We start from the raw sequence: 20,540 nt of genomic DNA, 5'->3' as shown, positions 1-20,540 counted from the left end.
CGGCCAGCAGGTTGTGGGTCGCCCGGGGCTCGAACCCGGCACCTTGGGATTAAAAGTCCCCTGCTCTACCCGATGAGCTAGCGACCCGGAAGTCTGAGGGTAACGCTGCAGCCTCTGACACAATCGCGAGGTGGCCCAACCCGTGCCAGGGAGCACGATCCCGGTGGTGATCCCCTGGTCGACGATCGTTCGACCAGGCAGGCGGTAGGACTGTGTCGACCAGCCGTGGGTCGCGTTCCCACCTGGCCCTGGGGGGCGTCCTCGTGATGGCGTCAATCGCGTTGACGCTGGCCGTGCGCCGTGACGGTCCGCTATACGGAGAAGTAGGTACCACGCAATGGATGAGGGACAACACCCCATCGGTCGTCGACCTATTTGCCGACCTCATCGATCCGGCCCTCACCGACATCGCGGCACCCCTGGTGTTCGTGGTGATCGTCTCAGTGGTGTGGTGGCGTTGGGGTCGTTATCCGGCCGTCCTCCTGGGCATGGCCGGGGCATGCACCGGCCTCACTCGGGTCGGCGACCTCGTCCATCGCCCACGACCGACGACGACAGTCGGGTGGAGCGACTACTCGTTCGGCAACGGTGGCTACCCGAGCGGTCACGCCGTTTTCGTGGTGCTCGTCCTGGGCACGGTCGCCGTGTTGGCCCGACATCATTCAACGCCCCGGGCCTCGAAATGGATCGTCGGATCGATGCAGTTGCTGATCGGGTTGACCTTGTGGTCGCGAGTTAGCCGGCTGGAGCACTGGCCACTCGACGTGGTCGGCGGGGGACTCATGGCCGCGGTCGGGCTGGTTGGCATCATCTGGATCCACCCGCGCTTTGCCACGCTGGCGCTGAATCGACCGCGCCTCGGTCGCCTGCTGGGGTTGCCGTAGTAGCGGGAGACACCCTCTTGTCGTGCTCTGCCCCATCCCGGCGCCGGTCGGGGACCCTGGTGAGCGGTCCGGTTACGCCTACGAGGTGAAGGAACCACCGTTCAGGCCGATCGTCTGGCCGGTGATCCACGCCGCCTCGTCCGAGGCCAGGTAGGCGCACAGTGGTCCGACGTCGTCCGGTGAGCCGAGGCGTCCCACGGGGACAGTTCCGGCAAGCGCCCTGGCCGTCTCGGCCCGTACCGAGTCCATGATGCCGAGGGCCACCGAGTTAGCTGTGATCCCGTCCCGGCCGTGTTCGAGGGCCAGGCTGCGCATCAGGCTCAGCGAGCCGCCCTTTCCCACCGAGTAGGGGGCGAAGCCCAGGCCCACCCCGTGGGTTCCGGCCGCCGAGGAGATGGTGATGATCCGCCCGTGTCCCCGGTCCACCATGCCGGGCAGTACGGCGTGGCAACAGTGGAGGACACCGTGGAGGTTCACGTCCAGCGGACCCTGCCATTGGTCCGGGACGGTGTCCACGAACCGTCCAGGCAGCATGGCTTCGGTGCCGCCGTTGCCGGCGTTGTTTACCAGCACGTCGACTGGTCCGGCGGCATCGATGGCGGCGGCCACGGCCTCCCGGTCGGTCACATCGAACGGCACCGGTTTGGCATCACCGCCGAGGGAGGCTGCCACCTCGTCGGCCCGGTCTGGGACCACGTCGTTGACCAGCACCCGGGCTCCGGCGTCGGCTAAGGACCGGGCTATCCCGGTGCCGATGTTCTGGCCGGCACCGGTGACGAGCGCCGTACGCCCTGTGAGGTCGAACACCTCACCAAGGTAGGGGTCGTCGCCCGGTCGTGACGTGGTCGGGACCCCGTTCGGGCCGTGCCCGTCGACGTGCAGGTAGTGGTACCTGTGCGGCGCGCGGGCATCTGCCCCAGTGCTTGCGGCAGCCCTCGAGGCTTACCTCCGGGGTTTCGTCCCGATAGGCCTCTTGGTCCTCGATCAGCCTCCGTCGGCCAGGCGCTGGCCGAGGTGGTCGATCTGGCCGTCCTTGTTGATAAGTAGGGCGTCGTTGTAGTGCCGCTCTCCCCGGTGGTGTCCGGCATCCGATGGGCTGAAGCCGATCAGGACCGAGATCCGGTAGGGCCCGTCAGACGAGGTGGGGGGCAGCGACGCGTGCATCAGGTCCGAGTAGTGCATCGTCACGTCGCCGGCTTCGATGGGCAGACCTATCCCCCCGGGAGCCTCGACGTCCGTCCCGTCTACGAACGGGAAGGCACCCCGGTGTGAGCCGGGGAGGAAACGCAGTTGTCCGGCTTCCGGGGAACCGTCGGTCAGGCAGATGGTGAGCACGGCCGACGGGCAGTTGATGGCGTGGCCGCCCATGCCGCAGTCGCGATGCCACGGCAGGTCGGCGAGGCCCTCGGCCATGTCGGGGCGCTTCCACAGGACCGTCACCCGGTCCACGGCCTCCGGGTCGTCGGGGACTTTCGGCGCCAAGTCCTCGTCAGAGGCCTCGACGATGCGACGGATCCGCGGGTCGTCGGCCAGAGCGCGCAGGCCCGGGCGGCTGGCGGCTCGCAGCACACGAGTCAGCACCTCGGCCCCCCCGGAGTCCCGTCCCCACCAGGAGGTCATGTCGCCCGGCCGAGCCTCGTCGGCCAGCACCGCGGTATTGGCCAGCATCCCGGCCACCTCATCGGCGTCGAAGGCACCGCGGACCCACAGGTAGCCAGCTGTTCTCAGGAAGTGTCGGGCCGCCTCGTTTCCGATGTCGTCGAGGGTGAAAGCCTGGTTCGGGTCTAGCGGCGCCCCGTCGAGGCCACGGAGGTCCGTAGTGTCCGGGTCGAATACCGGGATCCCGTGGAACAGGGCTCGTAGTCCCGGCTCCCAGCCCATGAACCGCATCGGGTTACCCACCGGGACGGTGGCCCGGTCTGTGTAGAAGAGGCCGGGTGCCGTGTCCAGGTCGGAGACGAGCCCCAGCCAGGCGTCCAGATCAACCTCGACCACCGAGTCGGCGCCTTCCTCGCCTTTCACCAGGTCGACCGACCCGCGGCGGGGCACGAAGGTCCACGAGCCGGCTGGGGTACGGATCCCAAGCGTCCCCCGGTCGGCCAGGTAGTGGTGGGCCAGCGCCCCGTTCCCGGCGGCGATCCGCTCGGGGAGCACCTCGTGGTGGAACCGGTGGAACGAATCCGGGTCGGCGGCCAGGACGGCCGGAGTCTCCGGGGGCATGGTCGCGACCGTACCCAACAGCGGTGGGCGAGCCGCCACCGGTACGGGTTGGCCGGTATCGGTCAGTTGCCGAGAACGTCCAGGACGGTCTTCCAGCCCCTGTCTTTACCGAAGTCGCGGTAGAACTCGGTGAACCCACATTTTTCACATGCGATGTAACCGAACTTCTGGTTTTGCAGGTTCACGTACCGGGACACACCATCACCTGTTGTACGGATCTTGCCGGTCTCGCAGCCGGTACCACCACACTTCGCACAGGCAAAGGCCCTGGCTTCGCTCAAATCTTCGAACTGTTCATCCATAGTGGATCCTTCCGTCAGATCTCGGTTGGGGGAAGTATCGGTCCCGTGGTCCGGTTCAACGGGAGGAGTCTCGTTGGGCGATGAGGGACTCCAGGGGGCCGAGATCGAACGGGGCGCCGGTCATCACCACCAGGTGGTCGACGCCCACGTCCACGTACCGGTCCACATCTTCGACGTCATCCTGGGCGATGCACACTGTGCGCTCGATCTCCGACGGGTCCCGTCCGACCTTCGCGCACCAGTCGTCCAGGATCCCAGACAGCTCGGCCACGTTCTCCGGTGGGCCGAAGCAGTTCCAGGCATCGGCGTACTCGGCCACCAGGCGCAGCGTCACCGTGCGCCCTGAGCCTCCGATCATCAGCGGCAGCGACCCGACAGCCGGAGGGTTCAACTTGGCCAGGCGGGACCGCATGCGGGGTAGATCGGCCTCAAGTTGGCGTAGGCGGCTACCCACGGTCCCGAACTCGTAGCCGTATTCGTCGTAGTCGCGCTCGAACCAGCCAGCGCCCACAGCGAGGTACATCCGACCGTCGGACAGGTGGTCCAACGTGCGGGCCATGTCAGCCAGCAATTCAGGGTTCCGGTAAGAGTTGCCGGTCACCATCGTGCCGAGCATGGCGTGCTCGGTGTCAGAGGCCATGGCCGAAAGCAGTGTCCACGCCTCGAAGTGGGCGGCATCCGGGTCGCCGTACAGCGGATAGAAGTGGTCCCACACCCAGATCGAGTCGGCACCCAACGCGTCGGCCCGGCACCAGGCGTCGCGTAGCGCGGCCACCGTGGTGGCCTGGGGGTGGAGTTGGCATCCGACCTTGAGACCCATTCAGGCATCATGTCCTAGATGAAGGTGCGCGTCGATCCGGAGTCGTCGGCGTATGTCCTGCTTCATGAGTCCAGTGGTTGCTGTGTCCCGGGAACCCTGGACTAGATATCGGACTTGATGGCCCGCGGTCAGCCCTCGACCGACAGGGTCTCGATCATGGCAGCCATCTGCTCCTGAACCTTCTCCACGGCTTTCCGCGGTCGGAGCATGACCTTGAACTCGGTGATCCGTCCGTCGTCGTCACAGGTGATGAGGTCCACCCCGTTAACAGTTACGCCGTCCATGGTTGTCTCGAACTCGAGGGCCGCGTGGTTCCCATCCAGGATTCGTCGGGTGTACCGGAACCCGGATTGTCCGCCCGTCGGATCCTCACCCTCGTTGGTTGCCGCTTCCGGATCCCCGGGAAAAACCTGATAAGCGGCAGTCAGGTACAACTTGGTTAACTCCCGGCCCTCCTGAGGGCGGAACAGCACTGGCGACCAGAAGACGCAGTCCTTGTGGAGGACCTCGTCTAGGTCGGCCTCACCCCGGAGGACGGCGTGCCAGCTTTCGATCGCTTGGTTGATCACTGACTCATTCTGTCCGTTGGGGGCGGTCACGGAGGATCCGGGCGGACCTCGTCGAAGGTGTCCAGGTCCCGGAGGTCGGGGAACCAACGCCACCACACAGCTACGACAACAAGAGTGGCTGCTCCACCGAACACCACGGCACCAACCAGGCCCATGAATGCGGCAGTTAGCCCCGATTCGGCGGCTCCCAGTTCGTTGGACGCTCCGATGAACACGCCTTCCGTGGCTAGGACTCGCCCACGCATGTCCTCCGGGGTGGCCAGGGGAACAAGAGTGGCGCGAATGAACATCGACACAGCGTCGGCTGCTGATATCACGATGATGATTGTCAATGCCAGAGCGAAGCTCCGTGTGAGGCCAAGGGCGATGGTCCCGAGGCCAAACACAGCGACCACGGCATAAAGAATTCGGCCGAGATGTCGTCGGACTGGCCGGATCGACATGCAGATGGCGGTTGCACCAGCGCCGATGCCGACACCAGATCGCAACCAGCCAAGGCCGACCGCGCCGACTCCGAGTCGGCTTTCAGCGATTGCTGGGAGCAGGGCGATCGCGCCGCCGAAGAGTACGGCGAACAAGTCGAGGCCCATAGCCCCGAAGATCACCGGTCGCCGGCGGATGAACCGCAGACCTTCTAAGGCGTCATAGATCGCTTGTCGACTCCCGATCGACGTCAGGCGTCGAACCCCCGAGGACGGGATGACTCCGACAATGCCCGCGGCAACCAGTAGCGAGATGAAAGACAGGAGGTAAGGGAGCGACTCATCAGCTATAAAAACAAACCCGAATGTGACAGGCCCGGCGATATGACCGGCCTGGAAGCAGACCGACTTGAGTGCGATCACCCGAGGAACCACCTCGTGCGGGCTGAGGTCGATAGCCAGGGCCCGGCCGGCAGGGAAGGCAAATGCCCGGCTCACCCCGAACAGCAGGACTATGGCAAAGATCGGCCCGATTGATGTCGGATCCGACCGGGCATAGAGAAATAGGAGAAGCGAGGCTGTCGCCTCACCGACCAAAGCCACCCCGAGCACCTTGCGTCGGTCAAGCCGATCGGACAGTGACCCGGTTAGGGGAGCCAGAACGGCCAGCGGTGCAAACTCTGCGAGGCCTAGCAGCCCGAGGTCTAATTCGCGGCCAGTCATGTCGTAGACCTGCTTGCCGATGATGGTGATCTGGCCTATCACCGCGAACCAGGTCAGGAAGTTCACAACCAAGAGGGCCTTTACCCTTAGCGGAATTGGTATGGCATCCTCGGTGGTCACGGGGAAAGTTTCTCAGTAGGAGCCGGAATGGCCGTAAGTAGCCCGGCCAGGACCATGGCGTCGGCGAGAAACACCGGCCCGACGAGGCCACCCAACTGTCGGCGGCCGATCACCGGTTGTCGAACCGGCTGGCGAAGGACGGCTTGCGGCCCGGCTGGGGCGGAATGCCTGGTTCGCCCGGGTAGTGCTTGGTATCGGGAACTACCGGCCGTGGTGGCTCGGCAGCTAGCCAGAGGCGGAGCAGGTGGCGTCGCTGCCCGGGTCCGTTGACGAACCCTGTCCGGGCGTGGAACACGGTGAAGTTGTTGGCCACCACCGCATCACCTGCAGCCAGGGTGAAGTCCAGGACCAGGTCGCGGCGGTTGGTCGTAGTGTGCAGCAGTTCTAGCGCCTCTAAATCGAGGTCGCTCAACTGGATTGATGGGTCCTCGTCGGCGGCAATCTGGACGTACTCGGGGACGTAACGGCCGCTTACCAGCCCCTCTCGCTCGCTGAACACGGGGATGTGGTGGGGCGTGACCGGGTCGTCATCTGGTCCGTGCTCCCCGAACCGGTGGTAGTGAAAGCCCCGGGCAAGCACCTCCAGGAGATCGGGCCGGGACCGGCGGATCTCGTCGAACACGGTCAGCGAACTCACGAAGCGGCTGACCCCGCCCTCGGCCGCCGCCCGGATGCACAGGAACGACACCAGGTCGCCGGGATCGCTGTGGGGGGCTAGTTCTGAACGATTGCGGTAGGCCCGGGCGTGGGGGTCCACGTCGGTCACGTCGACCACATGGCCTAGGCGTTCGCCCATCACACTCTGTGAGACGGCCCGTCCTAGCCGGAGGCCGATGGCCCAGAACATGAGGGCGATTTCTTCCACGTTTCGGTGGTCGACGGGAAAGCCCCGCAACAGGGCGATGCCCCGTCCATGCAGCACCTCGTGGCGCAGGTCGTCCACCAGGGGGGCGAGGGCACCCAACGGCAGGTCGGCGGCGGAGGTCTCGACCGGATCGACACCGCGGGAGGCCAGGTCGACCGCGGCCGCCTCCAGGTCGGTCAGGTCGGCTGGAGGCAGGTCCACGGCGATCGGATCGGTGCCATCAAGGTCGGCGCCCCGCCACAGGTTCTCCGCCGGCACGTCAACGTCGAGGAGGCCCACGGTCGGCAACTTATGCGGCGTCCGCCACCGGATCGGGCGTCCGTCCGGCGGCCAGGAGAAACCCGAGGGCGATTAGGCCGTAGACGAGGAAGCCGACTGCCCAAGGCGTGGTGGAGGATTCGATGCGCATTCCGACGAAGGCAGCCAGCAGAGAGGCCGACGTGAGAGCCCCCAGGCCGAGGACCCCGGCGGCTGTCGCGGCCACGTCGCCCAGCGGTTCGAGGGCCATGGACATAGCCACAGGCGTGACGAGAGCGAGCAGGGTGTTGCCGATGACTATGAGGGAGAACCACGTCCAAAACTCCGGCACACCGTCGGTGGCCAGGGTGAGGCCGAGCAGCACGACGGCGAAGGCCATGGCCATGGCGAGAACGAACACCCCGACCGGGTGGGCGCCCCACCTGCCGATGGCCGGGTTGATGGCGAGGAAGCCCACAGCGAAGACGATGGCTGACGCCGCGAACAGCACTGCGAACTCGTCGGCCCTGTCGTAGACCACCTCGAACACCTGCTGGGTGCTCCCCAGGAAGATGAGGAAGGCGCCGTCAGCGAATAGGAGTGCAGACGCGTACAGGACCGTCCGACGGCAGGTCACGACCCGCCGGAAGGCGTCGATGGTCGGTCGGACCCGGAGGGGACGTCGGTTCGCCGGGTCCAGCGTCTCACCGAACCGGATTCCCCAGGCCGTGATGGCGGCGGCCAGAACGATCCCGACGGCGTACACCCACCGCCACGACATCGTGCGGAGGATCCCCTCGGCGATCAGCGGCACCACCACCGGGCCAACGAGGAAGACGGCCGTGATGGTGGACATCACGCGGGCCATCCGGTCTCCCGTGTAGAGGTCCCGGAGGATGGTCAGGTTCATGAGCGTTGCCGCAGATGCCCCCAGCCCCCAAACGAGCCGGCTGGCCAAGAGAAATTCGAAGTCCGTGGCCAGCATCGAGCCCGTGGCGCCGAGGGCGTAGATGACCATGCCGATCCGCAGCGTGGGGGCCCGTCCAAAGCGGTCGGCCACCGGCCCGTACACGACCTGCCCGGCGGCCATGCCGAGGAAGTAGACGGTGACGGCCAGGGTGATCCGATTGGAGCCTGGAGGGAGGCCGACGTCGGGTCGCATCTCGTCGAAGGCGGGCAGGGTCGCGTCGATACCGAAGGCCACCGACATCCCGATAAAGGCCAGGAAAGCGATGACCTCCAGTTCGCTGCGTTCCCGCCCTGTTGCCATCGGCGCAGTCTGGCCCAGCGACCGGACAGGACCACTCTGTCCGAGAACCGGTTGTCGACCGTCGATGATCGGTCCTCCTGATCGCTTCTCCGGATCGGAGACGGAACCTCCACGTGTCTGCTCGCCTGCCCACTGGACACCCCGGTGCCTCTCGTAGCCTCGGCCCATGCGCACGGCGATCGTTACGGGGGCGGCCGGGGGGATCGGCGAGGCCCTCGCCCTGGACCTCGCCCGGTGGGGTTGGCGGGTCGTGGGGTTCGACCTCACGGCCGGCGACGCCCCCCTCCTCCCGTCGGACCTGGCTGGCTTCGGCGGGTCGGTGGAGCCCGTTGCCGTGGACGTCACCGACCGTCGGGCCGTGGACGAGGCGGTGGCCCGAGTGGTGGCCTCTACCGGTGGGACCCTGGACGCTGTAGTGGCCAACGCAGGGATCCGGGTGGCAGGCGCCTTTGAGGAAACCCCGGTTGCCGACCTGCGACAGATGTTCGACGTCAACCTGTGCGGCGCGATGCACGTCACCCGGGCGGCCCTGCCGGCCCTACGAGCCACCAAGGGCTCGCGGGTGGTCGTCTCCTCCTCGGTCGGCGGGCTATCGGCCCTCCCCGGCCTGGCCGCCTACTGCGGCTCCAAGTGGGCGCTGGAGGGCTGGGCCGAGTCGCTGGCCCACGAGATGGCTCCTCTCGGGGTCTCGGTGGCCATCGTCGAACCGGCGTCCGTCCGGACCGGATTGTGGGACGCCGGTTCGGTACACGGCGACCCGGACGGTCCGTACGCGTCGATGCTCCAAGCCCTGGAGGAGGGCGACAGCCGGGCGTGGGCCCGGGCCCTGGACCCGAACAGCGTGTCGGCCACCATGGTCTCGGTCGTAGAGGGCCGGCGGGGCCTCCGCCATCCGATCGGCCTCACCGCCCGGGCCCGTTTCGCAGCCCGGGGCGTGGTACCGGCCGGCGTCCACCGTCGGCTAATCGGCCGCCTCACCCGCCATGACCCTCCGGTCTCGTCGCCCCGGAACCAGGACGGCGTGATCCTGGTGACTGGATGCTCTTCGGGCTTCGGCCTTCTGACGGTGGTAGAGCTGGCCCGACGGGGACGGCGAGTGGCCGCTTCCATGCGTGACCTATCCCGACGGGGTCCGCTCGACTCGGCTCTAGCCGAGGCAGGGCTGTCCGATCGTGTGGAGGTCCTGCAGCTCGACGTGACCGATCCGGACTCAATTGACGAGGCGTTCGCTCGGGCTGACTCCTGGGTGAGGTTGGCCGGCGACGCCGGCCGACTCGTCGGTCTGGTCAACAACGCCGGCACCCTGGCCGTCGGTCCCTTCGAGGAACTCCCGCCGTCAGCCGTGCACCGAGTGCTGGATACCAACCTCCACGGCACCCTGGCCGTGACCCGGGCCGCCCTGCCCCGTATGCGCGGCCACGGCGGTCGCATTGTCTGCGTCACCAGCTCGGCGGCCCTTGGCGGCCTCCCTACCTGGTCGGCCTACGCGGCCTCTAAGTGGGGCGTCGAGGGTTGGGCCGAATCCCTGGCCTTCGAGGTCGGACCCCACGGGATCGACGTGGCACTGGTCGAACCGGGCGCCTTCCCCACTGGGGTCTGGACCAAAGCGGCCCGGTACGGATCGCCCGACGGCCCCTACGGCCCGACAGTGGTTGACATGGAGGCTGCCGACCACCGCGCCGCCCAGTCGGGTGGTGACCCGGTGGCCGTGGCCCGGGTGGTGGCCCGCGCGTTTAATGACCGGCACCCCCCATTTCGCCGACCGGTCGGTCGGGGAGCCTGGTTGCGGTGGGTTGCTCGGGGTGTTGTGCCGTTCGGGGCTCAACGCCGCCTGCTGTCCCGCGTGGTCGGCTGATCGCGACAGACACCAGACTCGCCGCCATGGACTTTGACCTTCCACCAGACGATGATCCGCGACGGTCAGTCGTTCGTGAGTGGTTGGCGGACCACCCCGATCCCACAGCTCACCAACTCCACGACGCCGGCTACGTGGTGCCCCACTGGCCAGCTCCGCACGGATTGGGAGCAGACGCCATGCACCAGATCGTCATCGACGACGAGTTGCGGCGAGCCGGGGTTAGCCGTCCGAATAACCCGATCGGCATCGGCTGGGCGGCTCCCACCATCGCGTTGGCAGGAACCGAGGAGCAAAAGGAGCGTTATCTGGAGCCGATCTTCACCGGCGAGGAGTTCTGGTGCCAGATGTTCAGCGAACCGGACGCCGGCTCCGACCTGGCCAACCTGGGTACCCGGGCCGTCAGGGATGGCGACGAGTACGTGGTCAACGGCTCAAAGATCTGGACGAGTGGAGGTCACGTGTCCAAGTTTGGGATCCTCATCGCCCGAACCGATCCCGACCAGCCAAAGCACAAAGGCATCTCGTACTTCATTTGCCCGACAGACCTGCCGGGGCTCACGATGACACCGATCATCGATGCCACCACGGCCCACTCCTTCAACCAGGTGTTCTTTGACAATGTCCGGATCCCGGTCGAAAACTTGGTCGGCACCGAGGGGGACGGCTGGCGCCTGGCCCGAGTAACGCTGGCCAACGAGCGGGTCTCACTGTCGTCGGCCGGTTCGTTGTGGGGAGAGGGACCGTCGGCCGACGACTTGCTCGAACTGATCCGTCGGGGCGGTGGAGAAACCGATCCGGTAGTCCGCCAACGCCTCAGCACTCTCTACTCCGAGTCAGAGGTGCTTCGCCTGAACCGCTTGCGGACGCTCACGGCCCGCATTGCCGGGAAAGAACCGGGGCCCGAGGCGTCCATCCAGAAGGCCATGGCCGATGAGCACGGCCAGCACGTGATGGAGATGGCCAAGGAGGTTGTCGGCGCTTCCGGGATGCTCGTCGGTTCCGGCCCAGCGGGCCAGCTGGCCTCATCAAAGACGGAGGGAACGACAGAAAATCGATTGGGCAACCAGCAGTTCCCTGAAGTCTCGTCAATCTGGCACTACGGGTTCATCTTCTCGCCGGCCCTTACCCTTGGTGGTGGCACATTTGCCGTGCAACGCAACATCATCGCCGAGCGGGTACTAGGCCTACCTCGCGAGATCGACGAGCAGCGGGGAATGTCTTGGGCCGAGGCCCGACGGAACTGAACTCGTGCGGGCCGGCGACCTGACTACCCCGGCCCTGTTGGCCGATGCCGGCGTGCTGGACGCCAACATGGCCACCATGTCGGCGGCCCGACCGGGACCGGCTCTGCGCCCCCACGCCAAGGCATTCAAGTGCACCGCTCTGGCCGCTCGTCTCGCGGCCGCTGGTCACGCCGGCTTCTGCTGCGCCACAGTGCGCGAACTGGAAGGTCTTGCTGCCTCCGGCCTAGGAGAGGACCTGCTGCTGGCCAACGAGGTGGTTGATCGGCGAGCACTGGCCCGTCTGGGTGCCTTGGTGGACGCCGGAACGGCCCGGGTGACTGTGGCTATCGACTCAGCGGAGACGATTGCTGCCGCGGCGGGTGGGGGCGTCCGAGAGGTGATTGTCGATGTGGACGTAGGGATGCCCCGCTGCGGGTGTGACCCCTCCAATGCAGGTCGCCTCGCTGACGAGGCACGGGCTGCCGGGCTAGTGGTGCGCGGGGTGATGGGCTACGAGGGACATGCCCAGCACGTGGTCGATCGAACCGAGCGCGAGGCTCGCACGGTTCAAGCCATGTCCGTGCTGGTCGGGGCCCACGCCGATGTCGGAGGCGATGTGGTCTCCGGAGGGGGGACAGGCACGTGGGACTGCAACCACGTGGTCACCGAACTCCAGGCTGGTTCGTTCGTGCTGATGGACGGTGATTACGCGCGGCTTGATTTGCCTTTCAAAGAGGGGCTGGTCTTGCTCACTACGGCGGTGTCGGTCCGGTCCGGTCACCACGCGGCACTAGACGGGGGTTTGAAGGCCTTGGCTATGGACAGCGGCGATCCGCGTCTCGTCGACGATTTTGGTGGAGTCGCCACAGTTCAGTTTTGCTCCGATGAGCACACGACGGTGGCTGGAGGTTCGTGGTCGGTTGGTGATCGGGTCGGGCTGCGGCCAGCCCACATCGATCCGACGATCTCCAACCACGAGCTGCTCCACCTTGTTGATGATGCCGAAGCTGGCGGCGATGCCGAGGTGTTCGAGTCTTGGCCGGTTGACCTTCGAGGCTGGTGAGCGGGTGAGCGGTTCCAGAGGCGGTGGGATCAGGGCTGATGGTTCGTGGCGAAATTGGGCCGGTAATCAGAGCAGCCGGCCGGTCCGCATAGAACGACCGGCGTCGGAGTCCGAGGTCGGAGATCTGGTGCGACGGGCGACGGCCGACGGCTTGCGGGTACGGGTCGTGGGGGCTGGCCACTCGTTCACTCCCATTGCCCGGACTGATGACGTGCTGGTCAGCCTCGACGGTCTGACTGGGATCGAGGCGGTTGACGACACCAGTGGCCGGGTGCGGGTGCGGGCTGGCACCCGCCTGTTCGACCTCAACCCCAGGCTTGATGCTCGGGGATTGGCTATGCCCAACCTCGGGGACATCGCCTACCAGTCGGTGGCCGGCGCCATCTCAACATCAACCCACGGCACTGGCCTCGGCTTCCAGTCGATCGCTGCGGGGGTAGTGGGGCTGCGGTTGGTGGTTGGCGACGGATCGGTCGTAGTCCTCGATGACGACAACGACCCTGACCTACGCGACGTAGCTCAGGTGGGTCTTGGTGCCCTGGGCATTGTCACCGAGGTGACCCTGCAATGCGTCCCGGTGTTCAACCTGCATGCCGTAGAGGAAATCCTCCCCATCGATGAAGTCGTGACGTCGTTTGACGGATGGGCGGACACAACCGACCATGTCGAGTTCTTCTGGATGCCCCATACCGGCTTCGCCCAGGTAAAGCGCAACATGCGCACTACCGATACGCCGCCACCGGCCCGGGATCTCCGTCACTCGATGCGTCGCCGGTGGAAGCGGTTCAAGAACAAGGAGTTGCTGGAGAACGTGGCCTTTGGGGCCATGAACCACCTTGGGCGGCTCCAACCGTCGCTCATACCAAGGCTCAACGGTTTGGTGTTCGAGAAGGGCGGTCGAGCCGAGTACTTAACGACCTCATACGAGGTTTTCGCGAGTGAGCGGCGGGTTCGTTTCTACGAGATGGAGTATGCCGTGCCTCGCGAAGACGGACTTGAAGCGTTCAGTCGGGTACGGGCACTAATCGACACGCTGGACCGACCGATCAGTTTCCCGATCGAGTTCCGGATATTAGGTGGTGACGACATTCCGCTATCGACAGCAGCCGGGCGGGATTCCTGCTTTATCGCCGTCCATGTCTTTCGAGGAACGCCGTACGACCAATATTTCAGAGGGGTGGAGGCGATCATGGACGATTACAACGGCCGGCCCCACTGGGGCAAGCTCCACTTCCAGGATGCGGACGTGCTGGCCGACCGCTATCCGCAGTGGGATCGGTTCCAAGCTGCCCGAGACCGCCTCGACCCAGTCCGCCGCTTCACCAACGACTACCTGGACCGCGTCCTCGGCCCGTAGCGGTCAACGCCGGGACACCAGGGCGACCTCGGTCGTGGAGCCGTCGACCACGGTGAGCGACGGTTCGTAGCGGTAGCCCTCGGGGTGTTGGAAGCCGACAAGGTCTTCAGGGTCGTCCAGGCCGCGCTCCACGACATGGCGCACCAGAGCGCCCTTCAGCAACTTGTTCCAGTGCGACACGGTGACCAGCGTGCGCTCTCCACCCTTCTCGACGTCGTCCAGGAATCGCACCCGGATCCGACGGCCGGCGACCGTCGGATCCCAGGCCGCAGTGTGCTCGTTGGGGAGGAGGTCCCAGACTGTGCCCGACGCGGCTCCAGTCAGGGCGTCGGTGAGGAGTGGCTTCCAGAAGCGGGCCGGCTTTCCCAACCCGGGCAGCGTCGCCCCCATTTTCAGCTTGTAGTCCGGGATCGGGTCGGTTGGTCTCACCGCACCCCAGAGTCCCGAGAAGATGACCACCTGGCGGTCCACCCCGTGTCGGACGGCCGCCGACAGAGCGGGATAGTCGAGAGCGTCATAGAGGACGCCGGTGTAGCGCTGGATGGCTGGAAGGGTTAACGCGGAATCCACGGACCTATTAGCCGCCGCGGCCTCGTCGGCCTTGGCCGCGCCCACCCCGAGGATCCGGGACCGGGCTTCGACCGGCCCGGCCATGGCGTCGGCCAGGGCGGCGATGACCTTCCGGCGGTGCACGGCCAGGTCAGGGAACGACTGCGGAGAATCGGCCCACGGTGAGCCAGTGCCTCCTCCCGCCTTGCCCTCAGAGGGAGGGAGGAGGATCAGCGGGGTGGCCACCGGGCGACGGTACTCTCGCCGCCGTGGCCGACCCGACCCCTCCAGCATCCGACCGGGAACCGGACCAGCCGTCGGCCGACCCGGTGCCGGAAGTGGACGACGCCATGCTCGAGCGCCTAGAGGCCGACCTGGCCACCATCGAGGCGGCCATGGACCGGGTGGATTCCGGCGACCTGGAGGGCTACGGGGCGGTTGCCGCCCGCCTAGACGACGAGGCTTCGGACCCCACCTAGGGACGGTCCCGTCAGAGCACGTCGGGGATGGTCCCGTCGGCGATCAACTCCACCCGGTGGCCCACCGTGAGGACACCGCCCGACAAGTCGAACCACCGGGCCCCGAGGTTGGGGACCCTGCGCCACGGTTCCCCACAGGCTTCCTCCAAGGCATACACCACACCGCCATGGGAGACGACCAGCACGTCGCCGTCGCCCACCTGGTCCGACACCCGGTCCAGCGCGGCCCGGACCCGGGCCCCCATGGCCTGATCCGTCTCGTAGCCGGGGGGTCGGCGTCCGGATTCCAGGAAGTTGGGCCAGCCGGACTCGATCTCGGTTCGGGTGAGGCCCTGCCACTCGCCGGCGTCACGTTCCATCAGGTCGGCGTCCACCAGTATCGGTCCGATCCCCAAGTGGTCGGCCAGGACGGCAGCCGTTTCAACGGCCCGGACGAGAGGTGAGGCCACCACGGCGTCGAACGTCCCGAGGACCTTTGCCGCGTCAGCCGCCTGGCGCCGACCCTCATCGGTCAGTGGCGGGTCGGCCCGCCCCTGCCATCGACCGATGGCGTTCCACTCCGACTGGCCGTGACGGACGACGAGCAAGCGGGTCATGGGCGGCGACGGTAGCGGCGGTCGGCGACGGCTTCAGTGGTCAGGTCCCGAACGGGGTGCCGGCAAGGCTCGTCCATACACTGACCGGATGGCCGTGCTGCGCCTCTTTGCTTCGGTTCGGGTCGCCGCCGGAACCGGAAAGATCGACGTCCCCGGGGACACCGTGGGGGACGTACTCGCGGCGGCCGACGAGAAGTTCGGACAAGGGTTCGCTGGGATGGCTGCCACCTGCCGGGTGTGGCTGAACGGCGAGTCGGCGACAGCCACCGACGTCGTGGGTACCGACGACGAGGTAGCCCTGATCCCGCCGGTCTCGGGGGGCTGAGCCGTGCGTCGACTGGCCGTCCTCTCGCTACACACCTCGCCGCTGGTCCAGCCCGGGTCCGGTGACGGTGGTGGGATGAACGTCTACGTCCGCCAGTTGGCCTCCGCCCTCTCCCAGGCTGGTGGACGATCCACGGTGTTCACCCGTCGGGTGGACGCCGACGTGCCCACCGTGGTCGATGTGGAGCCCGGCTTCCGGGTCGTTCACGTGGAGGCCGGTGCCCACGACCTTCCCAAGGAGGACCTGCTGGCCGTGGTGGACGAGTTCGCCGACGGCGTGGCCGACCACCTAGACATTCACCCCGACCACGACGGGATCCTGGCCAACTACTGGCTGAGTGGGGTGGCCGGTCACCGGCTAAAGCACGAGTTGGACCTTCCGCTCATCACCACGTTCCACACCTTGGCCCGGGTCAAGGCCGAGACGGGCGACCCGGAGCCACTCCGTCGCGTCGAGGCTGAGACTGCCGTGGTGGGCTGCTCCGACCTGATGTTGGCTAACGGCCCGGAGGAGGCCGACCAGCTAGTGGAGCTCTACGGGGCGGACCCGAACCGCATCGAGGTTGTCCCGCCAGGCGTTGACCATGCTTTCTTTAATCCGGGTCCGCAGGTCGTGGCCCGGCGGGCCACCGGCCTGGGGTCCGGTCCGGTCCTGCTGTTCGCAGGTCGTATCCAGCCTCTCAAGGGCGTCGACGTGGCCGTGCGGGCCCTGGCCGAGCTGGGCCGGGACGACGCCCGCTTAGTGGTGGTCGGCGGAGCCAGCGGTAGCGACGGTTCCGACGAGGAGCGTCGTGTCCGCGAGGTCGCCGAGTCCCACGGCCTGGCCGACCGCGTCCAGTTCGTCCCCCCGCAACCCCACCACTCGCTGGCCTACTGGTACCGGGCCGCTGACGTGGTGGTCATGCCGAGTCGGTCCGAGTCATTCGGTCTGGTAGCCCTGGAGGCTGCGGCGTGTGGCATCCCCGTGGTGGCCGCGGCGGTTGGCGGCCTTCGCTCGTTGGTCGACGACGGCCAGACCGGCTACCTGATTGAGGGCCGGGATCCGGTGGATTACGCCGTCCACGTGGCCCGAATCCTGGACGATCCCGTGGTCGCATCACGCATGTCGGCCGCAGCGACCGAACGGTCGTGGTCCTACACCTGGTCGGCCACCGCGGCGAGGCTCCGAAGGATCTGCGATGACCTGACGTCGCGGACCCTCGTGGACTGCGCCTGACGGTGTCCGACGAAGCACGACCGCTCGGACCCGTCGAGCTCGACACCCTCGAGGCGCTCATCGACGGGTGGTTTGACCGGACCCTGGCCGAGAACCCGGTCCTGGCCGCCGTCGAACGTGACCACGACGGCGGGTCGACCGACCGACGCTGGTTGGCCCGGCTGGTCGGGGAGGAAAAGGACGCCTCGACCATTCGCCTCTCGCTCCGACAGCGGATGCTGCACCACGAGACCTACGTCATGCCCGCTCCCGAGGAGAACCACGCGGCGTTCCACGAGCACCTGTTGCGGCGCAACCGCGGCCTGGTCGGGGTGTCGTTCTGCGTGGGTGAGGAGGACGCCGTGTTCCTGGTCGGGGCTATTCCAGCGGACACGGTGGACCACCAGGTGCTGGACCGGCTGCTGGGCACAGTGTGGACGGCCATCGAACAGTGCTTCCGCCCGGCGCTGCGTATCGGGTTCGCCAGCCGGTTCGGGGGCTGACGTGGAGGTCAGGCCCGAACGGACGGCCAGGTGACCTCCGTTCGGACCGGGCCTCCCTCCCGGCTGCTGGTCTTCGCCGTCACGGCGATGGCACTGCTCAACAACTCGGTCCTGATGAGCTCCACCCCGGAGATCCTGGAGTCCTTCGGGGAGCCAATCGGGCGGGCTGGGATGTTGATCGCCGCCGGGACGGTCATCGGGATCGTGGCCGCCCCGGCTATCGGGTTCCTAGCCGACCGTTACGGGCGCAAGCGTGTCCTCGTCCCGTGCCTCCTGATCTTCGGGGTCTTCGGCAGCCTGGGCGGCTTCAGCCCGTCGTTCAGGTGGCTGCTGGCCGTCCGGGTCGTCCAGGGTCTGGGGTCGGCGGGCCTCATCAACCTGGTCGTCGTGCTGATCACCGACCACTGGTCGGGGACTGAGCGAACCCGCCTCCTCGGGCAGAACTCGGCGGTCATCACGGCCGTTCTGGCCGTGTTCCCGTTCCTCGGTGGAGCTACCACCGACCTGTTCGGTTGGCGGTGGAACTTCGCCTACTACGGCCTGGCCCTCGTGGTGGGGGCCGTAGTGGCCCGTTCGCTCCACGACCCGTGGGAGGGTCGAACGGACCCGGTGGGACGACAACTCCGCGACGCCCTAGCCGAGCTGTCGGTTCCCGTGAACGCCATGGCCATCGTTCTCGGCTCGCTGACCTTCTTTGTCATGTTCGGGGTGTTCCTAACCCTCATTCCAATTCACCTCGACGAGGTATTCGGGCTTGGACCGACGAAACGGGGAATCGTGGCCGCCGTTCCCGCCGTGACCTCCACCGCCACCGCGCTGGTTGTGACCTGGTTCCGGGCCCGGATGTCGATCAGGGCCATGGTGGCCGTGGGCCTAGGGGTGTTCGCCGCCACCTTTGTGGCCATGGGACTCGGCAACCTTTGGCTGCTGGTGGCCGCGGCCGCCGTCTACGGCCTGGCAGAGGGTGCCACCATCCCGACCCTCCAGGACCTGGTTGCCGAACAGGCCCCCGAACGCCTCCGTGGGGCCCTTATGGCCTTCTGGGTAGGTGGCCTCCGGATCGGCCAGACCACCGGGCCGATGGTCGTCGGGGCGGCCATCGGCTGGTGGACTACCGGGACCGTTCTGGTGGCAGCCGGCGTCGTAGTGGCCAGCATCGCCCTCATCGTTGGCCGCTCCCGGATCTTGCCGACGGCTCGGCTCCCGCAGGACCGGAGCCAGTAGGTTCGACTCGTGGCCACGAGACTCCAGGTGATCGGCGGCGGAAAGATGGGCGAGGCGCTGCTCGGCGGCCTAGTGGCCGACGGATGGGCCACTCCGGGCGAACTTCATGTCGTGGAGCCCGACGAGGACCGTCGCCGGGTCCTGGCCGACGCAGTGGCCGGGATCTCCTGCGGCGAGGCGCCGGTGGCCGACGTTGACACCCTGGTGGCAGTTAAGCCCCACGTGGTGGTCGATGTGTGCCACGAATTGGCCACCCTCGGGGTTCCCCGTGTGCTGTCGATCGCCGCCGGCGTGAGGACCGAGGCAATGGAGGCCGTCCTAGGCAACGACGTCCCAGTGGTACGGGTGATGCCCAACACCCCGGCGCTGGTTGGCCAAGGCGCCGCCGCGGTGGCTGGCGGGCGGGCGGCGACACCCGCCGACCTGGAGTGGGCGACGGGGATCCTGGCAGCGGTGGGTGAGGTCGTCGTCGTTGAGGAGGCGCTGCTGGACGCTGTCACTGGGCTGTCCGGTTCCGGGCCCGCCTACCTCTTCCTCCTGGCCGAGGCGCTGATCGACGCTGGGGAGGCCGAGGGCCTCCCGCGGGACGTCGCCGTGGCCCTAACCGAGCAGACCCTGCTGGGTGCTGCCACACTGCTGTGCCGGTCGGACGACCCACCGTCCACCCTCCGAGAGAACGTCACCTCCGAAGGCGGGACCACGGCCGCCGGCCTAGCCGTGTTCGAGGCCGGAGGCTTCCGGGACCTGGTCCGAGGCGTAGTCGCGGCGGCCACCGAGCGGTCCCGCGAGCTGGGTGACCGCTGATCGTGGGCCGGCGCCACGACACCATCTCGTTTCTTTCCGACTACGGGATCGACGACGAGTTCGTCGGGGTCGTCCACTCGGTGCTCCGCAGCATCGCCCCCCACGCGGTGATCGTGGACATCACCCACGGGATCGCCGCCCACGACGTGCGGGCCGGTGGCCTGGCCCTGGCCCGGAGCGCCCAGTACCTGTGTCCGGGTGTGGTACTGGCCGTCGTCGATCCCGGGGTGGGAACCGACCGACGAGCGGTGGCTGTCGAGGTGGGTGACGGGGAGTCGGTACTAGTGGGCCCAGACAACGGCCTGCTGGCTCCGGCGGTGGCCATGGTGGGGGGCGCCGACCGGGCCGTTTCGTTGACCGACCCGGCCTGGCACCTTCCGACCCCCGGTTCGACCTTCGACGGTCGTGACGTCTTTGCGCCGGTGGCCGCCCACCTGGCAACCGGGGTGGACCTGGCCGAACTGGGAGACCAGATCCAGCCGGCCGGCCTGTTCCCCGGCGTCCTCCCGGTGGCCGTGGCCGAGGTCGACGGCCTGCACGCCGAGGTGCTGTGGATCGACCGGTTCGGCAACATCCAGCTGAACGTGGGTCCTGAGGAACTGGACGGCCTGGGACCGGGAGACCGGTTCGGGATCCGACTGGCTGACCGACTTGTTCCCGCCCAGCGGGTTTTGGCCTACGACGACGTCCCGGCCGGTGGGCTGGGCGTCCTGGTCGACTCGTGTGGTCTGGTGTCCGTAGTGGCCGCCCGGGCCTCGGCGGCGGCCGATCTGGGGCTGGTGGCCGGAGCCTCCGTGGTCCTCACCGTGGGCGCCAATTCCGATCGGTCGGCCACGTCGGTCCACCTCGGCGACCGGCCTGTTTCCCATGCCCCGGGGGAGGCCTGATGCGCCACGGGACCACGATCGTGGTGGCTCTACTGCTGACCGCCAT

22 protein-coding genes and 1 tRNA gene are annotated in these 20,540 nt (G+C 67.3%); 12 read left to right on the top strand and 11 right to left on the bottom strand.

Features of this window, described 5'->3' with window-relative positions; translation table 11 throughout:
* Positions 1-14: 14 nt before the first annotated feature.
* A tRNA-Lys gene (locus MK181_00805) sits at positions 15-87 on the bottom strand.
* A 254-nt stretch (positions 88-341) separates the two neighbouring features.
* Between MK181_00805 and MK181_00800 the strand changes: the two genes are divergently transcribed.
* On the top strand, positions 342-884 hold the full coding sequence (locus MK181_00800; protein MCH2418334.1) for a phosphatase PAP2 family protein: 543 nt from the start codon (positions 342-344) through the stop codon (positions 882-884).
* Between the two features lie 78 nt (positions 885-962).
* Here MK181_00800 and MK181_00795 read toward each other — a convergent pair whose 3' ends face one another.
* From MK181_00795 to MK181_00760, 8 genes are all read right to left on the bottom strand, one after another.
* The gene (locus MK181_00795) at positions 963-1,691 is read right to left on the bottom strand and encodes an SDR family oxidoreductase (protein MCH2418333.1); all 729 of its coding nucleotides are present in this window, start codon (positions 1,689-1,691) and stop codon (positions 963-965) included.
* A 177-nt stretch (positions 1,692-1,868) separates the two neighbouring features.
* A complete protein-coding gene (locus tag MK181_00790) occupies positions 1,869-3,104 on the bottom strand; it encodes a phytanoyl-CoA dioxygenase family protein (GenBank protein MCH2418332.1) in 1,236 nt (411 codons plus the stop codon).
* Positions 3,105-3,166: 62 nt separating this feature from the next.
* A complete protein-coding gene (locus MK181_00785) occupies positions 3,167-3,406 on the bottom strand; it encodes a zinc ribbon domain-containing protein (protein MCH2418331.1) in 240 nt (79 codons plus the stop codon).
* A 55-nt stretch (positions 3,407-3,461) separates the two neighbouring features.
* The gene (locus MK181_00780; GenBank protein MCH2418330.1) at positions 3,462-4,226 is read right to left on the bottom strand and encodes an LLM class F420-dependent oxidoreductase; all 765 of its coding nucleotides are present in this window, start codon (positions 4,224-4,226) and stop codon (positions 3,462-3,464) included.
* Between the two features lie 128 nt (positions 4,227-4,354).
* Positions 4,355-4,795 carry a nuclear transport factor 2 family protein gene (locus MK181_00775; GenBank protein ID MCH2418329.1) on the bottom strand — a complete coding sequence of 147 codons (441 nt, stop codon included), beginning with the start codon at positions 4,793-4,795 and terminating at the stop codon, positions 4,355-4,357.
* A gap of 26 nt (positions 4,796-4,821) precedes the next feature.
* The gene (locus tag MK181_00770; protein MCH2418328.1) at positions 4,822-6,060 is read right to left on the bottom strand and encodes an MFS transporter; all 1,239 of its coding nucleotides are present in this window, start codon (positions 6,058-6,060) and stop codon (positions 4,822-4,824) included.
* Between the two features lie 109 nt (positions 6,061-6,169).
* The gene (locus tag MK181_00765) at positions 6,170-7,204 is read right to left on the bottom strand and encodes a TauD/TfdA family dioxygenase (GenBank protein MCH2418327.1); all 1,035 of its coding nucleotides are present in this window, start codon (positions 7,202-7,204) and stop codon (positions 6,170-6,172) included.
* A 10-nt stretch (positions 7,205-7,214) separates the two neighbouring features.
* Complete coding sequence (locus tag MK181_00760) at positions 7,215-8,432, bottom strand: MFS transporter (GenBank protein MCH2418326.1); 1,218 nt, start codon at positions 8,430-8,432, stop codon at positions 7,215-7,217.
* 166 nt (positions 8,433-8,598) lie between these two features.
* Here MK181_00760 and MK181_00755 point away from each other — a divergent pair, with 166 nt between their 5' ends.
* From MK181_00755 to MK181_00740, 4 genes are read left to right on the top strand one after another with little or no spacing between them, the layout of a single operon-like run.
* Entirely contained in the window at positions 8,599-10,287 is a 1,689-nt protein-coding gene (locus MK181_00755) for an SDR family NAD(P)-dependent oxidoreductase (GenBank protein MCH2418325.1), read from the top strand.
* 26 nt (positions 10,288-10,313) lie between these two features.
* Positions 10,314-11,534 carry an acyl-CoA dehydrogenase family protein gene (locus tag MK181_00750; GenBank protein ID MCH2418324.1) on the top strand — a complete coding sequence of 407 codons (1,221 nt, stop codon included), beginning with the start codon at positions 10,314-10,316 and terminating at the stop codon, positions 11,532-11,534.
* A gap of 4 nt (positions 11,535-11,538) precedes the next feature.
* Complete coding sequence (locus MK181_00745) at positions 11,539-12,576, top strand: alanine racemase (protein ID MCH2418323.1); 1,038 nt, start codon at positions 11,539-11,541, stop codon at positions 12,574-12,576.
* On the top strand, positions 12,530-13,933 hold the full coding sequence (locus MK181_00740) for an FAD-binding protein (protein ID MCH2418322.1): 1,404 nt from the start codon (positions 12,530-12,532) through the stop codon (positions 13,931-13,933). The genes MK181_00745 and MK181_00740 overlap by 47 nt, the downstream gene beginning before the upstream one ends.
* Before the next feature lie 3 nt (positions 13,934-13,936).
* On the opposite strand, the gene MK181_00735 is transcribed toward MK181_00740, so the two are convergent.
* Positions 13,937-14,728, bottom strand: a complete 792-nt coding sequence (locus MK181_00735) for a peroxide stress protein YaaA (GenBank protein ID MCH2418321.1) — start codon at positions 14,726-14,728, stop codon at positions 13,937-13,939.
* Between the two features lie 23 nt (positions 14,729-14,751).
* Here MK181_00735 and MK181_00730 point away from each other — a divergent pair, with 23 nt between their 5' ends.
* Positions 14,752-14,961 (top strand): hypothetical protein, encoded by a 210-nt coding sequence (locus tag MK181_00730; GenBank protein MCH2418320.1) that lies wholly within the window; start codon positions 14,752-14,754, stop codon positions 14,959-14,961.
* Between the two features lie 11 nt (positions 14,962-14,972).
* Here the strand turns inward: MK181_00730 and MK181_00725 are convergent, their stop codons facing one another.
* Entirely contained in the window at positions 14,973-15,557 is a 585-nt protein-coding gene (locus MK181_00725; protein MCH2418319.1) for a histidine phosphatase family protein, read from the bottom strand.
* An 88-nt stretch (positions 15,558-15,645) separates the two neighbouring features.
* Here MK181_00725 and MK181_00720 point away from each other — a divergent pair, with 88 nt between their 5' ends.
* From MK181_00720 to MK181_00695, 6 genes are all read left to right on the top strand, one after another.
* Positions 15,646-15,882: a MoaD/ThiS family protein gene (locus tag MK181_00720; protein MCH2418318.1), complete on the top strand. Its 237-nt coding sequence runs from the start codon at positions 15,646-15,648 to the stop codon at positions 15,880-15,882.
* Between the two features lie 75 nt (positions 15,883-15,957).
* Positions 15,958-17,097 (top strand): glycosyltransferase, encoded by a 1,140-nt coding sequence (locus MK181_00715; GenBank protein ID MCH2418317.1) that lies wholly within the window; start codon positions 15,958-15,960, stop codon positions 17,095-17,097.
* A 2-nt stretch (positions 17,098-17,099) separates the two neighbouring features.
* On the top strand, positions 17,100-17,579 hold the full coding sequence (locus tag MK181_00710; protein MCH2418316.1) for a YbjN domain-containing protein: 480 nt from the start codon (positions 17,100-17,102) through the stop codon (positions 17,577-17,579).
* A 30-nt stretch (positions 17,580-17,609) separates the two neighbouring features.
* Positions 17,610-18,803 carry an MFS transporter gene (locus tag MK181_00705; GenBank protein ID MCH2418315.1) on the top strand — a complete coding sequence of 398 codons (1,194 nt, stop codon included), beginning with the start codon at positions 17,610-17,612 and terminating at the stop codon, positions 18,801-18,803.
* Between the two features lie 9 nt (positions 18,804-18,812).
* A complete protein-coding gene (gene proC / locus MK181_00700; GenBank protein ID MCH2418314.1) occupies positions 18,813-19,607 on the top strand; it encodes a pyrroline-5-carboxylate reductase in 795 nt (264 codons plus the stop codon).
* Positions 19,608-19,609: 2 nt separating this feature from the next.
* Positions 19,610-20,494: an SAM-dependent chlorinase/fluorinase gene (locus tag MK181_00695; GenBank protein ID MCH2418313.1), complete on the top strand. Its 885-nt coding sequence runs from the start codon at positions 19,610-19,612 to the stop codon at positions 20,492-20,494.
* The last annotated feature ends 46 nt before the right edge of the window (positions 20,495-20,540 follow it).

The sequence above is a fragment of the Acidimicrobiales bacterium genome (genome assembly GCA_022452035.1).
Taxonomy (GTDB): domain Bacteria; phylum Actinomycetota; class Acidimicrobiia; order Acidimicrobiales; family MedAcidi-G1; genus UBA9410.
Note: the sequence above shows the minus strand (reverse complement) of the source record. Positions and strands in the feature narration are given on the sequence as shown.